General features: G+C 71.8%; 17 protein-coding genes. 6 read left to right on the top strand and 11 right to left on the bottom strand.

The genetic code is table 11. The features are described 5' to 3' along the window. Positions 1-52 precede the first annotated feature (52 nt). The gene (locus ABCS02_RS09390; RefSeq protein WP_345835372.1) at positions 53-1375 is read right to left on the bottom strand and encodes a bifunctional o-acetylhomoserine/o-acetylserine sulfhydrylase; all 1323 of its coding nucleotides are present in this window, start codon (positions 1373-1375) and stop codon (positions 53-55) included. Positions 1376-1506: 131 nt separating this feature from the next. Here ABCS02_RS09390 and ABCS02_RS09385 point away from each other — a divergent pair, with 131 nt between their 5' ends. From ABCS02_RS09385 to ABCS02_RS09375, 3 genes are read left to right on the top strand one after another with little or no spacing between them, the layout of a single operon-like run. Beyond that, positions 1507-2283: an SDR family oxidoreductase gene (locus ABCS02_RS09385; RefSeq protein WP_345835371.1), complete on the top strand. Its 777-nt coding sequence runs from the start codon at positions 1507-1509 to the stop codon at positions 2281-2283. 18 nt (positions 2284-2301) lie between these two features. Beyond that, the gene (locus tag ABCS02_RS09380; protein ID WP_345835370.1) at positions 2302-3006 is read left to right on the top strand and encodes a uracil-DNA glycosylase; all 705 of its coding nucleotides are present in this window, start codon (positions 2302-2304) and stop codon (positions 3004-3006) included. A 5-nt stretch (positions 3007-3011) separates the two neighbouring features. Then, positions 3012-3620 (top strand): N-acetyltransferase family protein, encoded by a 609-nt coding sequence (locus ABCS02_RS09375; RefSeq protein ID WP_345835369.1) that lies wholly within the window; start codon positions 3012-3014, stop codon positions 3618-3620. A 2-nt stretch (positions 3621-3622) separates the two neighbouring features. Here ABCS02_RS09375 and ABCS02_RS09370 read toward each other — a convergent pair whose 3' ends face one another. The 7 genes from ABCS02_RS09370 to ABCS02_RS09340 all read right to left on the bottom strand — a co-directional run bounded on the left by ABCS02_RS09370 (position 3623) and on the right by ABCS02_RS09340 (position 10043). Continuing rightward, positions 3623-4003, bottom strand: a complete 381-nt coding sequence (locus tag ABCS02_RS09370; RefSeq protein WP_345835368.1) for a hypothetical protein — start codon at positions 4001-4003, stop codon at positions 3623-3625. A 119-nt stretch (positions 4004-4122) separates the two neighbouring features. Beyond that, complete coding sequence (locus ABCS02_RS09365; RefSeq protein ID WP_345835367.1) at positions 4123-4911, bottom strand: ATP-binding cassette domain-containing protein; 789 nt, start codon at positions 4909-4911, stop codon at positions 4123-4125. Further along, the gene (locus ABCS02_RS09360) at positions 4908-5705 is read right to left on the bottom strand and encodes an ABC transporter ATP-binding protein (RefSeq protein WP_345835366.1); all 798 of its coding nucleotides are present in this window, start codon (positions 5703-5705) and stop codon (positions 4908-4910) included. The genes ABCS02_RS09365 and ABCS02_RS09360 overlap by 4 nt, the downstream gene beginning before the upstream one ends. After that, the gene (locus tag ABCS02_RS09355) at positions 5702-6610 is read right to left on the bottom strand and encodes an ABC transporter permease (protein WP_345835365.1); all 909 of its coding nucleotides are present in this window, start codon (positions 6608-6610) and stop codon (positions 5702-5704) included. The genes ABCS02_RS09360 and ABCS02_RS09355 overlap by 4 nt, the downstream gene beginning before the upstream one ends. Beyond that, positions 6607-7557, bottom strand: coding sequence for an ABC transporter permease (locus ABCS02_RS09350; RefSeq protein ID WP_345835364.1), 951 nt, complete (start codon positions 7555-7557; stop codon positions 6607-6609). Before ABCS02_RS09350 ends, ABCS02_RS09355 begins: the two co-directional genes overlap by 4 nt. Continuing rightward, complete coding sequence (locus ABCS02_RS09345; RefSeq protein ID WP_345835363.1) at positions 7554-9059, bottom strand: ABC transporter substrate-binding protein; 1506 nt, start codon at positions 9057-9059, stop codon at positions 7554-7556. Before ABCS02_RS09345 ends, ABCS02_RS09350 begins: the two co-directional genes overlap by 4 nt. Positions 9060-9077: 18 nt before the next feature. Next, positions 9078-10043, bottom strand: a complete 966-nt coding sequence (locus ABCS02_RS09340) for an alpha/beta hydrolase (RefSeq protein WP_345835362.1) — start codon at positions 10041-10043, stop codon at positions 9078-9080. A 50-nt stretch (positions 10044-10093) separates the two neighbouring features. On the opposite strand from ABCS02_RS09340, the gene ABCS02_RS09335 reads away from it, so the two are divergent. From ABCS02_RS09335 to ABCS02_RS09325, 3 genes are read left to right on the top strand one after another with little or no spacing between them, the layout of a single operon-like run. Further along, on the top strand, positions 10094-10807 hold the full coding sequence (locus ABCS02_RS09335; protein ID WP_345835361.1) for a tyrosine-protein phosphatase: 714 nt from the start codon (positions 10094-10096) through the stop codon (positions 10805-10807). 35 nt (positions 10808-10842) lie between these two features. Next, positions 10843-11307, top strand: a complete 465-nt coding sequence (locus ABCS02_RS09330) for an SIP domain-containing protein (protein ID WP_345835360.1) — start codon at positions 10843-10845, stop codon at positions 11305-11307. A 17-nt stretch (positions 11308-11324) separates the two neighbouring features. After that, on the top strand, positions 11325-11852 hold the full coding sequence (locus tag ABCS02_RS09325) for a hypothetical protein (RefSeq protein WP_345835359.1): 528 nt from the start codon (positions 11325-11327) through the stop codon (positions 11850-11852). Positions 11853-11856: 4 nt separating this feature from the next. On the opposite strand, the gene ABCS02_RS09320 is transcribed toward ABCS02_RS09325, so the two are convergent. The 3 genes from ABCS02_RS09320 to ABCS02_RS09310 form a co-directional block, all read right to left on the bottom strand. After that, entirely contained in the window at positions 11857-12312 is a 456-nt protein-coding gene (locus tag ABCS02_RS09320) for a Fe-S oxidoreductase (RefSeq protein WP_345835358.1), read from the bottom strand. After that, positions 12309-13136, bottom strand: a complete 828-nt coding sequence (locus tag ABCS02_RS09315; protein WP_345835357.1) for an arginase family protein — start codon at positions 13134-13136, stop codon at positions 12309-12311. Before ABCS02_RS09315 ends, ABCS02_RS09320 begins: the two co-directional genes overlap by 4 nt. 109 nt (positions 13137-13245) lie before the next feature. Beyond that, the gene (locus ABCS02_RS09310; protein WP_345835356.1) at positions 13246-14001 is read right to left on the bottom strand and encodes a PspA/IM30 family protein; all 756 of its coding nucleotides are present in this window, start codon (positions 13999-14001) and stop codon (positions 13246-13248) included. Between the last annotated feature and the right edge of the window lie 65 nt (positions 14002-14066).

The raw sequence follows: 14066 nt of genomic DNA, 5'->3' as shown, positions 1-14066 counted from the left end.
GACGGATGCCCCGGACCGCGGGGTCCGGGGCATCCGTGCGGGCGACGCGGGATCAGGCGCGCGCGGCCTCGCTCACGCGACGCGCGGCGGCCAGGGCCTGCTCGAGGTCGGCCTTGAGGTCGTCGACGTTCTCGATCCCGACCGAGAGACGCACGAGGCCGGGCGTGACACCGGTCGTGAGCTGCTGCTCGGGCGTGAGCTGCGAGTGCGTCGTCGAGGCGGGGTGGATGACGAGCGAGCGCACGTCGCCGATGTTGGCGAGGTGGCTGAACAGCGTGAGCGAGTTGACGAACTCGCGACCCGCCTGGACACCGCCCTTGAGCTCGAACGAGAGCACCGCGCCGACACCCTTGGGGGCGTAGGCGTTCGCGGCGGCGTACCACGGCGACGACGGGAGGCCCGAGTAGTTGACCGAGGCCACGTCATCCTGGTTCTCGAGCCACTCCGCGATCTCCTGGGCGTTCTGCACGTGCCGCTCGATGCGCAGCGACAGCGTCTCGATGCCCTGGATGAGCAGCCACGCGTTCTGCGGCGAGATCGCGGAGCCGAGGTCGCGGAGGAGCTGCACGCGCGCCTTGATGATGTAGGCGATGCCGTCGCCTACCGCCGTCGTGTAGCTCGCCCCGTGGTACGACGGGTCGGGCTCGGTGAGACCGGGGAACTTCTCGACGTTCTTCGACCACTCGAACTTCCCGCCGTCGACGATCACGCCGCCGATGACCGTGCCGTGGCCGCCGAGGAACTTCGTCGCCGAGTGGATGATGATGTCGGCGCCGTGCTCGAAGGGACGGATCAGGTACGGGGTCGCGATCGTGTTGTCGACGATGAGCGGCACGCCGTTCTCGTGCGCGACGTCGGCGACGGTGCGGATGTCGAGGACGTTGATCTTCGGGTTGCCGATCGTCTCCGCGAAGAACAGCTTCGTGTTCGGGCGGACGGCGGCGCGCCACTCCTCCGGGTCGTCCTGGTTCTCGACGAACGTGACCTCGATGCCGAGCTTGCCCAGCGTGTACTTGAAGAGGTTGTACGTCCCGCCGTAGATCGAGCTCGAGGAGACGATGTGGTCGCCCGCGTTCGCGATGTTCAGCACCGCGAACGTCTCGGCCGCCTGGCCGCTCGCCACGAGGAGCGCGCCGGTGCCGCCCTCGAGCGCGGCGATGCGCTGCTCGACGACATCCTGCGTCGGGTTCATGATGCGGGAGTAGATGTTGCCGAACTCGGCGAGCGCGAAGAGGTTCGCGGCGTGATCGGTGTTGTCGAACACGAACGAGGTCGTCTGGTAGATCGGCGTCGCGCGCGCGTGCGTCGTCGGGTCGGGCTGGGCGCCGGAATGGATCTGCTTCGTCTCGAAGCGCCAGTTCTCGGGTGCGGACATGCGGATGCTCCTCGAGGATCGAATCGGCTGCGGCGGGCGTCGCGGCCTTCCCCCGACAGTATGGAGCCTCCGCCTTGTCAACAACAGTCGGGAAATGTGACGTAACACGCCCGGCCAGTAGCGTGGAGCGCATGACGACGCGGCGTGCGGTGGTGACCGGAGCGAGCACCGGGATCGGGGCGGCGACGGCCCGGCTCCTGCGCGAACGGGGCTGGGATGTCGTCGCGGTGGCCCGTCGCGCGGAGCGGCTGCAGGCGCTCGAGGAGGCCACCGGCGCGCGTGCGTTCGCGGCCGACCTCACGCGCGAGGCCGATGTCGCGGCGCTCGGCACGTTCCTCGCCGACACGGGCCCTCTCCACGCGCTCGTGCAGGTCGCGGGCGGCGCGCGGGGGCTCGACCGCGTGGAGGACGGCGACCTCGCCGACTGGCGCTGGATGTACGAGGCGAACGTCGTCTCCACCCAACTGCTCGTGGCGGAGCTCCTCCCGCAGCTGCGGGAGGCCGCGGATGCCGACGGCCACGCCGACCTGGTGTTCGTCACCTCCACCGCGGCCCAGGCCGCGTATCCCGGGGGAGGCGGCTACAACGCGGCGAAGGCCGCGGAGTCGATGGTCGTGCAGGCGCTCCATCACGAGCTGAACGGCGAGCCGATCCGGGTCGTCGAGATCGCCCCGGGCCTCGTGGAGACCGAGGAGTTCAGCCTCAACCGGCTCCGCGGCGACCGGGAGGCCGCCGATCGCGTCTACGCCGGTGTCGACCGCCCGCTCGTCGCCGAGGACGTCGCCGATGTGATCGCCTACGCCCTGGGCGTCCCCGGCCACGTGAACCTCGACCTGATCACGATGCGGCCCGTCGCCCAGTCCGCACAGCACCTTCTCGCTCGCGGGCCGCTGAAGGTGCGCGGCTGAGATGGCGGCGGCCTGATCATGGCGATGTCGCTGCCCGAGCTCGCGGACGCGGGGCTCGTCGACGCCGGGTGGGCCGCGGCGCTCGAGCCCGTCGGGCCGGATATCGCGGCCCTCGGGGAGCGTCTGCGCGCCGAGGTCGCCGCCGGCCGCCGGTACCTCCCGGCGGGGGACCGCGTCCTTCGGGCGTTCCAGCGCCCGCTCGATGGGGTGAAGGTGCTGATCGTCGGTCAGGACCCGTATCCGACGCCGGGGCATCCGATCGGGTTGTCGTTCGCGGTCGATGCGCACGTGCGGCCGCTGCCCCGCAGCCTCGCGAACATCTACCAGGAGCTCGACGCGGACCTCGGCATCCCGCCGGCCGCGCACGGAGACCTGACGGCGTGGAGCGATCAGGGCGTCATGCTCCTCAACCGCGTGCTGACCGTGCGCCCGGGCGCTCCGGCGTCGCACCGCGGGTGGGGCTGGGAGAAGGTCACCGAGCACGCGATCCGCACGCTCGTCGCCCGGGGAGGGCCGCTGGTCGCGATCCTCTGGGGGCGGGACGCGGCCAACCTCCGGCCGCTCCTGGGCGCGACCCCGATCATCGAGTCGCCGCATCCGTCGCCGCTGTCCGCGAGTCGCGGCTTCTTCGGCTCCCGGCCCTTCTCGCGGGCGAACGAGCTGCTCGCGCAGCAGGGGGCGGACCCGGTGGACTGGCGTTTGCCGGCGGTGCCCGTAGGCTGACGGCCATGCTGGAGGAGGAGTACGAGAAGTCGCGGCGACGCGTGCCGCGCCACCTCCGCCGCGCCGTCCCCGAGGCGGAGTTCTCGTACGAGATCCGGCCCGCGGAGATCGGCGACATCCCGGATCTCCGCGAGATCTACAACTACTACGTCACCAACTCGGTCGTCACGTTCGACGAGAAGAAGTGGCCGCTCGCGAAGTGGCGGGAGAAGTTCGACACGCTCCAACGACTGGGGCTGCCGATGCTCGTCGCCATCTCGCCCGCCGGCCACGTGCTCGGCTATGCCCTCGTGCAGCCGTGGGCCGGCAAGTCCGCCTACCGCTACACCGTCGAGGACTCGATCTACCTGGGGCCCGGCGCGAGCGGCAAGGGCCTCGGGCGGGCTCTGCTGGCGGCGCTCATCGCGGCGTGCGAGGAGAAGGGCATCCACGAGATCGTCGCGGTCATCAGCGACAAGGGTGCGGAGGGATCGATCGCCCTGCACGAGCGACTGGGCTTCGTCGAGGTCGGTCGCATGGGTCGCGTCGGCTACAAGTTCGGGCGCTGGCTCGGCACGGTGTACCTGCAGAAGTCGTTGAAGCCGAAGAAGCGCGGGCTCTTCCGTCGCGCCTGAGGTCAGTCGCGCGACGGCGTGCCGAACACGTGCTTCGTGAGCGCTGCGACGTCGCGATCGAGGTGGTCGATGCGCGTATCGACGGCGTCGAAGCGGGCGTTCATCTCCCCGCGCAGGCCGTTGAGTTCGCCGCGGAGCCCGTTGATCTCGCCGCGGACCTCGCCGCGGAGCCCGGTGATCTCGGCGCGGAGTTCGCCGCGGAGCCCGGTGATCTCGGCGCGGAGTTCGCCGCGGAGCCCGCCGATCTCGCCGCCGAGCTCGCCGCGCACGCCGTTGATCGCGGCGGTGGTCGCCCGCGTGATGAACGTCGTCATGAGGGTCATGCCGCCGAGCATGATCGCCGCGAAGACGCCGATCAGCGTCCACACCTGGGGTTCGTTCATGACGGTCACTCCTCGATTATGGGCCGGGAGGTTCGAGCATGCCAACATGCGCTTCCGCGAGGGGCCGAGATCGCCCGGATGGGGAGAGTCGGGGTGGGGGGCGGCGCTGGGGAGAGGGGTCAGCGGGGGTCGATCGTCGGGATCGAGGCGAGGAGACGTCGCGTGTAGGGGTCGCGCGGGCGCTGCAGGACCTCGGTCACGGCGCCCCGCTCGGCGACGCGTCCCTCGTGCAGCACCAGGACCTCGTCGCACAGGTTCTGCACCACGCCCAGGTCGTGCGAGACCAGGACGATCGTCGTGCCCTCGTCGCGACGCAGCCGCTCGAGCACGCCGAGGATCTGCGCGCGCACCGTCACGTCGAGCGCCGACAGAGGCTCATCGCCCACGAGCAGCCGCGGACGGTGCGCGAGCGCCCGCGCGAGCGCGATCCGCTGCCGCTGCCCGCCGGAGAACTCGTGCGGATACCGCGACGCGACCGCCGGATCCAGGCCGACCTGCGCGAGCACCTCGCGGACGCGGGCCGTCCGTTCGGCACGATCCCCGATCCGCAGGGCCCACAGCGGCTCGGCGACGATCCGCTCCACGCGCATCCGCGGATCGAGCGAGGCGTAGGGATCCTGGAACACGATGCCGGTCTGCCGGCGCAGCCACGTCAGCGACCGCGCCGGCCGCGAGGCCCGCACGAGCCTTCCGTCGAACTCGACGGTGCCGGCGCTCGGCGTCTCGAGCGCCAGGAGGAGTCGCACCAGGGTCGACTTCCCGGAGCCGGACTCGCCGATGATCCCGAGCGCGGACCCCTCGCGGACATCGAGGTCGACGCGGTCCAGCGCGCTGTCCCGGCGGTGGATGCGCGTGAGCCCCCGCGCGCGGACCAGCGGCGCGGACGGATGCGGTGCGGAGAGCGTCATGCGCCGCCTCCGTCCGCGGTCCCGCGCCAGAGCGTCGCGGTCGCGTCGCGCAGGAGCGCCCGCGTGACGGGGGACTCCGGTTGCCGCAGCAGGGTCGCCGTGTCGGCCTCCTCCACCACCCGACCGCGCTCCATCACGATCGCGCGCGTCGCGATCTGCGACAGCACCGCGAGGTCGTGCGTGATGAAGGCGAGCGCGGTCCCCTCCTCGTCCGCGAGCCCGCGCAGGAGCTCGAGGATCTCCGCCTGGATCGTGACGTCGAGCGCTGTCGTCGGCTCGTCCGCGAGGAGGAGCCGCGGATGGCACACGAGCGCCATCGCGATCGCGACGCGCTGCCGCTGCCCGCCGGAGAGCTGGTGCGGGTAGCGGTCGACGATCCGCTCCGGCTCGGGCAGCCGGACGCGGGCCGCCGCCTCGATCGCCTGTCCGCGCGCCGCGCGCGCGGACAGGCCCCGGTGGATCCGCAGCGACTCGGCGATCTGCCGGCCCACGGTGCGCACGGGGTTGAGCGCGGTCCGCGGGTCCTGGAACACGACCGACACCTCGCGACCGCGAAGCCGCGCGAGCTCGCGCTCGGGCATCCCGAGGAGTTCCTGCCCGTCCCAGCGGATGCTGCCGCGTGCTACGGCGCCGTCGGGCAGGAGCCCGAGGACGGCGAGCGCGGTCAGCGACTTCCCGGAGCCGGACTCGCCGATGATGCCGAACCGCTCGCCGTCGCCGATCGCGAATGAGACGCCGTCGACGACGCGGGTCCCGTCGATCTCGACGACGAGGTCCTCGACGCGGAGGCTCACGAGATCACCTCCGGAACGTGCGTGCGCGCCCGGCGGCGTGCACGGCGGCCCGCGCGGGCCAGGGCCGGATCGGTCGCGTCGCGCAGCCCGTCGCCGAGGAGGTTCAGCCCGAGCACCGTCACGGTGATCGCGAGGCCCGGCCACAGCACCGCGAGCGGCGCGATCGTGAGGTACTGCTGGAGCTGCGCGAGCAGGAGCCCCCACGACGGCTCGGTGACCGGCGCGCCGAACCCGAGATAGGAGAGGCCGGCCTCGGCGAGCACGGCGACGGCCATGCTCCAGGACAGCTGCACGATGAACACCGGCGCGATGTTCGGCAGGAGATGGTGGGCGAGGTTGCGCACGGGTCCGAGGCCCGCCGCTCGTCCGGCGAGGACGAAGTCGCTCTCCCGCACGCGGCGGAGCTCCGGCCGCGTCACGCGCGCGATGTTCACGCCGAAGCCGATGCCGACCGACCACACGACGACCCAGAGCGAGCCGCCCCATACCGCGGTGATCATCATGGCGATGATCAGCACGGGGAAGGCGATGAGGATGTCGACGAGCACCGCGACCGATTCGCGGATCCACCGTGTCGTCAGGGCGCCGATCGCGGCCAGCAGGATGCCGAGGACCGTCGCGACCACGCCGGCGCCCAGCGCGACGACGACCGTGGTGCGGGCGCCCGCCATGAGGAGGCTGAGGATGTCGCGGCCCGCGTTGTCCGTGCCGAGGAGATGAGCGAGCCCGGGGAGCGCCCAGCGGTCCGCGATGTCGACGCGCTGCGGGTCGTCCGGCAGCCAGAACAGGGAGACGAGGGCGGTCGCTCCCACCGCGGTGACCACGACGATCCCGAACCGGCCGGTCGGCAGCCGCCACAGCCTGCCGAGCCACGCCCACCGGGAGGCGGCCGAGGGCGCGCTCATGCGGCATCCCGTTGTCTCGGGTCGATCGCGTGATGCACGAGGTCGACGACGAAGCCCACGATCAGCACGAAGCCCGTGAGCACGAGCAGCTCGCCCTGCACCTTCGGGAGGTCTCGGGCCGAGACGTCCGCCACGAGCATCCGCCCGATGCCGGGGAGGGAGAAGACCTGCTCGACCACGATCGACGCCACGATGATGCCCGCGACCTGCAGCCCCAGCACGGTCACGACCGACAGGCCGACGCCGGGCAGCCCGTGCCGCAGGAGGGCGCGTGTCCGGGTCAGTCCCTTTGCGGCGGCGGTGCGGACGTAGTCCTCGGAGGCGGCCTGCAGTGTCGCGCTGCGGACGAACCGCAGGAGCAGGGCGCCCTCGACGACGCCGATCGTGACGGCCGGCAGGAGAAGCGAGCGGAAGACCGCCGCGGGATCCTGCCACCCGGCCCGCGGGAAGCCCTGCGGCGGGAGCCACCCGAGCCAGACGGCGAAGACGACCACGAGCATGAGGCCCGCCCACACGACCGGGACGGCGGCGGCCGCCTGGGCGGCGACGCTGACGAGCGTGCCGCGGCGACGGTCGCGCCAGATCGCCGCGAGCACGCCGAGCGGACCCGCGATGAGGATGGCGATGACGAGCGACAGGATGCCGAGCGGGATCGTGACCTCGGCCTTCTGCGCGAGCTCGGAGAGGACGGAGGATCCGGTCACGAGCGACGTGCCGAGGTCGCCCCGGAGGATTCCACCGATCCACGCGGCGTACTGCGCGGGGAGGGGAGCGCCCAGCCCCAGCTCGTCGCGGATGGCCGCGACCTGGTCGGGCGTCGACCGCGTGCCGGCGATCAGCTGCGCGACATCACCCGGCAGGACGCGCAGCGCGAGGAAGATCAGCACGCTGGCGACGAGGAGCCCGACGACGAGGAGCGCCAGCCGGACCAGCGTGTATCGGATCACCCGTGGCTCTTGGCCAGCTCCGCCAGCGGCAGGCGGGCGTTCACGTTGACGGTCGGTACTCCCGTGACGCCCGGCGCGACCGCGACGACGGACGCGCCGTTGTACAGCCAGTCGGCGGCGGCATCCTTCGAGACGATCTGCGCGGCCTGGGCCAGCAGCGCATCCGCCTGCTCGGGGGTCGTCGCGCTCCGCGCCTGCTCGTACAGGTCCTTCACCTGCGGGTTGTCGTACGTGAAGTAGTAGTCGGGGTTCGCCCAGTTCTCGAAGTCGCGCGCCTCGGTGTGCAGCACGTAGCTGAGCTGGTAGTTCTTGTTCGTGAACACGTCGTTCAGCCACGTGGTGAAGTCGACCGAGTTCACGGTCAGGGTGATGCCGACCGCGGCGAGATCGGATACGAGGATCTGCGGGATGGTCGTCCCGTAGAAGCTCGGGATCGTGAGCGTCAGGGTCAGCCCGTTCGCGTATCCGGCCTGCGCGAGCAGCTGCTTCGCGGCGGCGGGGTCGTAGGGGACGAGGCCGCAGAGGTCCTGGTAGCCGGGATCGAGCTCAGGGATCGGACCGCACAGCTTCTGCCCCGCCCCGACCGCTTTCACGATCGCGTCGTGGTCGATCGCCTGCCGGATCGCCTGGCGGACGCGGATGTCGCCGAGTGCGGGGTCCTTCTCGTTCATCGCGAGCGTGCCCTTGTCGGTCGACAGGTCGAGCGCGAGCGTGAAGCCTGCGTTCTTGATCTGGTCGCCGAGCGTGGGGTCGAAGCCCGTCACGACGTCGAGGTTGCCGGCGAGCGCCGCCGAGAGCGCCGCCTGGTTGTCCGGGATGTACTCGAACACGACCTCCTTCGCCAGCGCCTTCGGCCCCCAGTACGCGTCGTTGCGCTCGAACGTGATGCTGTCGCCTTGCTTCCAGGAACCGAGGACGAAGGGGCCGGTGCCGTTCGTCTTCGTCTTGTAGTCGACCGTGTCGCCCTCCTTGAAGATCAGGCCGGCGCGGCCGGCGAGGTTCCAGAGGAGCGTCGAGTCGGGCTGGCTGAGCTGCAGCGTGACCGTATTGCCGTTCGCTGTGATCGACTGCACGCGTGCGAGGCGGGAGGAATCCGCCCAGGTCGAGGTGTCCCGCCGCGTCGTGAGCGACCACACGACGTCCTGCGGCGTGAGCGGCTGCCCGTTCTGGAACGTGACGCCGTCGCGGACCGTGAAGGTGTACGTCAGGCCGTCTGCGGAGACGGTGTAGTCGCTCGCGAGGCGCGGCACGATGTCCTTTTGATCCGGCGACAGCGCGACGAGGCCCTGGTAGACGTTGTCGATCAGGATCTGGTCGAGCGCGGCGCCCGCGGTCTGTCGGATGTCGAGGTTCGTGGGCTCGAGGACGAGGCGGACGGAGATCGACGCGTTCGGGTCGGGCTCGCCCGTGTCCGCGGGCGCGCCGCCGCCGGTGCACGCGGTGAGGACGAGCGCGCTGACGGCGAGCAGGGCCGCCGCGAATCCTGCCGTGCGACGAAGCATGCGTTTCCTTCCGTGGTCCTACGCGTTCGCGTCGAGCCGTCCGCGGACGGCCGCCGCGAGCACCGCCGGGATCTCCTCCTGGACGTTGTGTCCGGATGCCACCGGCTCGATGCGTGCGTTCGGGACGCGCTCGACGAACTCGGCGAGGTTGGCGTCGGTGACGTACCCGCGCTCGCCGCGGAGGAGCGTGATCGGCGCCGGGACGCCGGCCAGGTCGTCCCAGCCCGACGAGGAGAGCAGAGCGGCGAGCGCGCTTCCTGCCGTCGCGTCGGCCGCCGGCGTATCCGTCGACGGCCTCGCCGCGGCGAGGTGGGCGAAGTGGTGCTTCCACTCCACGCGGCCGTCCGCGCGCACCCGCGAGTTGAGGTACACGCCCCGCTCCGCGGCCTGCCGCGTGCCGCCCAGGCCGAACGCGAGCGCCCGGTCCACGAGCTCGTCGCGCGTCGCCCAGTCCGTGGGGCCGGAGAAGAAGTCCCGCAGCTGGCTCGGGCCGCTCGCGTTCACGTCGACGCCCGGGGTGATGTCGACGACGACGAGCTCGCAGACGAGGTCGGGCCGGCTCGCGGCCACCGCGGCGGCGACGAGGCCGCCGAGCGAGTGGCCCACGAGCACCTGAGGGCCGGTGGTCCAGGCGTCGAGCGCGCGCACGACGTCCTCGGCGAGCGGATGCGCCGTGTAATTCACGTCGTCGCGCCACGAGGAGTCACCGTGGCCGGCGAGATCGATCGCGAGCGCCGGCGCCCCGAGCGCGAGGATCGTCGTGTCCCAGGTGTGCGCGTTGAGGCCGGCGCCGTGGAGAAAGGTGACCCGCGGGGCGTCGCCGCCGTATCGCAGTGCGCTCAGCGTGCGCCCGTCCGGAAGCGCGAGGTCCAGCCGTTCGGCGCGGGGGATCGCCGTGACGCCGAGTTCCGCGGCCTGCGCCGGCAGGAAGGAGAACTCGTCGAACACGTCGACGGCGCGCGGCGCATCCGCAGCATCGGCCATGGCGCCAGCCTAGCCATCGTGCGGAGAGGTCGGATCGGTAGGCTGGCGCCATGAGCGATCCCGTTATCGCCGGCGCGGTGAACTTCCGCGACGTCGGGGGGCTCGCCGCCGAGGGTGGTACGACGCGTCACGGCGTGCTGTACCGCGCCGGCAACCTCGCTCGCCTGGACGACGAGGGCGTCGCCGCGCTCCGCTCCCTCGGCATCCGCCTCATCGTCGACCTGCGCGACGACGAGGAGGTGATCCACGCGCCGAGCCGCATCGAGGGCCTGGAGCTCGAGGTGCGCCGGGTGCCGCTCTTCCTCGGCTCGGTCGCGTCCTTCTTCGCCGACGATCTCTCGCTCGACGAGATGTACCGGAGGCTCGTGTGGGACTCCGCGGACCGGATCGTCACCACGATCCGCGCCGTCGCCGGTGGCGCGACGACGCTCGTGCACTGCACAGTGGGGAAGGACCGCACCGGTGTCGCCGTCGCGATCGCCCTCTCGGCAGCGGGGGTGGACCGCGAGGCCGTCATCGCCGACTACGCGCGCACGGAGGGGCTCCTCCCGGAGTGGCGCAACGTGCAGGTGGTCGAACGGCTGCGAAGGCTCCATCCCGAGGCCGTGCACCTGGAGGATCTCGCGGTCCGCTCGCCCGCCCCCGTCATGCGGCGGTTGCTGGCGGCCGTCGATGCGCGGCACGGCTCGCCGGCGGGGTATCTGCGCGACCACGGGATGTCGGCGGACGAGATCGCTGTTCTGCAGAGTGGACTCGTAGGTTAGGCAAGCCTTTCCCTTCGCTGTACACTCGACGCGTCATGGCCCAGATCCCCGCTCCGTCTGCAACGACGCGCCGCCGCGCACAGCGCATGCGCGCGCAGTATCTCGTCACCGCCGACGAGTCCTCGCTCGCCGAGCTCGAGGCGACCCTCGCCGGCCTTCCCCTGTGTGCGACCGGCCGCGTCTTCGTCGAAGTTCCGGATGCGTCGTGGATCGCGCCGATCGAGGCCCCCGGGCGGATGACGGTGACCTGGCTCGACCGCTCGCGCCGCTCCGGCGCGCCGGGCACCGGACGGGCGTGCACCGCCGGCGCGGCGCTGACGCGCGCGGTCACCGCGTGGGCCGACGAGATGATGTGCGCCGACGATGACGCGACCCAGGTCGTGCTGCTCGGCGGGTTCCTCGGCACGGCCGACATCCTCGACCACCTCACCGAGCGGGTCGGCGCGGCGCGCGAGACGATCCATACGCCGCCGCGTTTCGGCATCGGCCTCGTCGGCTGACGGCTACGCTCGGCGGGGTGAGCGACTCCGCAGATCTCCGCGACCTCCGGCTGCCCGTGTGGGTCGTGGTCTGGTTCGTCGTGACGGCGATCATCCAGACGTACGACGCCTGCTACGAGCTGCTGGGTCCGCTGTCCCACCAGGGCGGACCGGTGTCGTGGCTGTGGCCGGGGCACGTGTTCTACTCCAGCTTCGACCAGCGCTACGCCGGGTTCGACGCGTTCGGCAGCGCGCAGAGCTGGGCGAACCTCATCGAGGTGGTCCTCCTCGTGATCGTGCTCTTCCGCGTGAAGCACTGGTCCGGCGTCGTCCTCGGGCTCATCGTGAGCGTCGCGACGTTCTGGAAGACCGTCCTCTACTTCCTCGTCGAGGCTTCGAGCGGGCTCGAGATGACGCGGCAGTCCCTCGAGCGCGGCGACCTCGTCGGGTTCCTCATGGTCGCGGTGCTCCCGAACCTGTTCTGGATCGGCATCCCGCTCGCGGTCATCATCGTGCTGGGCCGACAGATCCACCGGGTCGGCGTCCGCGCGCTCGCGGCCCGCTGACGCCTCAGACGATGCCGCGGGGGAGGTAGCCGCCGTCTTCGAGGCCGGCCTCGATCTCGAACCGGTTCCGCAGCGGATCCCGTCCGGCGAGCAGGTAGAGGACCGGCATCAGGATGCCGTACCGCCGCCACTGGCGGGCGTGCACGGCCTCGTGCGCCAGCACGCGCGGGCCGACGGGGGCATCGCCGGTCAGGTAGCAGTCGCCGACGCACGTGCCCCCGCGCCGGAACGTCCACGGCGGCATCCCGCGGAACACCCAGAGCCCATCCCGGCGCTCGATCCGCCCGCGGCTCCAGAGGAAGCCCCAGGTCCAGCCGACGATCCGTCCGTACCAGAAGCCGAGCCGGCTGATCGGGGAGTCGAGCAGCACCGGCGGGATAAGGGCGTCGATGCGCCGCCCCGTCGCGAGCGCGCGTTCGACACCCCGGCGGATGGCCGCGGTATCGGGGTTCGCGCTCATGCCAGCGCCGCGATCACGCGGAGGATCGTGCCGAGGTCCCACGCGGCGGCGTCGAGGGAGGCGGGGGAGAACTCGGTCAGGGCCGCGCCCGCGAGGGGCGCCACGGTGCGGACGGCGCGGATCGCCGCGACGAGCGCGGCCGCGTCGGGCCCGAACGGGACGGCGTCCGCGACGCCGGCGAGCTCGGCCGGGTCGAGCACGTCGAGGTCGACGTGGACGAACACGCGCGAGGGAGCGAGCGCCGCGACGGCGTCGGCCACGCGGGACAGCTCGTCCGCGGGGACCACGGTCGCGCCGAGACGGGCGAGCTGCTCCTCTTCGCCGGGATCGAGGTCGCGGAGGCCGGCCAGCACGAGCCGCGACGGGTCGAGGCGCGCATCGGTCGCCGCGGGGATCGCCGCGTCGACGAGTGCACGCGCGGCCATCGTGTCGAACGCGCCGGTCGGCGAGGTCTCCGGATCGTGCAGGTCCGCGTGCGCGCTGAACCACACCACCACGGCGTCCGGATCCACGGACCCGGCGCCGGCCCCGAGGGCCTGCAGGGCCGCGGTGACCGCGACGCCGGCGTCGCCGCCGACGGTCAGGAGGTACTCGTCGCCGGGTGCGTCGATCGCGGCCTCCCGCTGCCGCTGCGCGATCTGCTGCAGCGAGGCGTACCGGCGCACGCCCGTGCCGAGCGACTCACCCGCCTCGAGCGGCACCTCGATCCGCGCTGTGGAAGAGCGTGGCAGGTCGCCGGCGATCGCCTCCGCCCCGTCCACGAGCTGCATCGCCCGAGCCGAGGAGGATCCCTGCCACTGCGGCACGACGAGGAACCGCGTCATCCCCGCCCCCCGTCCCCCGGCCCCCACCACCGCCGAGAACGCGCGTGTGTCACGAAAATACGTCCGAAAGATGACATAGGCGCGTTCTCACGTGGGAGGGGGACCGGGATCATGCGCCCTTCGGGGCGTCGATCGAGGGCTGGGTGGCGGGGGTGCCGCCGGCCTTCAGGGCGGCGAGACGGGCCTCGACCTCGGTGAGCTCGCCCATGTCGTCGAGCTGCTCGAACTGCGCGTCGAGGGTCGAGGCTGCGAGCTCCGCCTTGCCCTGGGCGAGCGCCTCCTGGCGGCGGATCTTGTCCTCGAAGCGGCCGAGCTCGCTCGTCGGGTCCATGACGTCGACGGACTTGATCGCGTCGTGCACCTTGTTCTGCGCCTCGGCGACCTTCGCGCGGGCGATCAGCTCGCTGCGCTTCGCCTTCAGCTGCTCGAGCTTGTCCTTCATGCCGTTGAGGCCGTCCTTGAGCTTGTCCACGATCTCCGTCTGCGCGGCGATCTGGGGCTCGGCGGCCTTGGCCTGGTTCTCCTCGGAGATCTGGCGCTGCAGCGCGACCTTCGCGAGGTTGTCGAACTTGTCGGCATCCGCCGCGTTGCCGGCACCGCGGAACTCGTCCGCCTTGCGGCTCGCGGCGAGGGCCTTGTTGCCCCACTCCGCGGCGGACTGCACGTCCTCCTGGTGGTCGCGCTCGAGGAGGCGCAGGTTCCCGATCGTCTCGGCGACGGCGGCCTCGGCGTCGGCGATGTTGTTCGTGTAGTCGCGCACGAGCTGATCGAGCATCTTCTGCGGGTCCTCCGCGGAGTCGATCATCGCGTTGACGTTGGCGCGCACGAGTGTCGAGATGCGCCCGAAGATGGACTGCTTGGCCATGGGGTTTCCTCCTGGATCGTCCGGTCGAATGGCGCCTCCCGCGCGGACCTTCCGGAACCGCCGAC

It is taken from the genome of Microbacterium sp. X-17, assembly GCF_039615055.1.
This window is presented reverse-complemented; position numbering and strand designations above follow the sequence as displayed.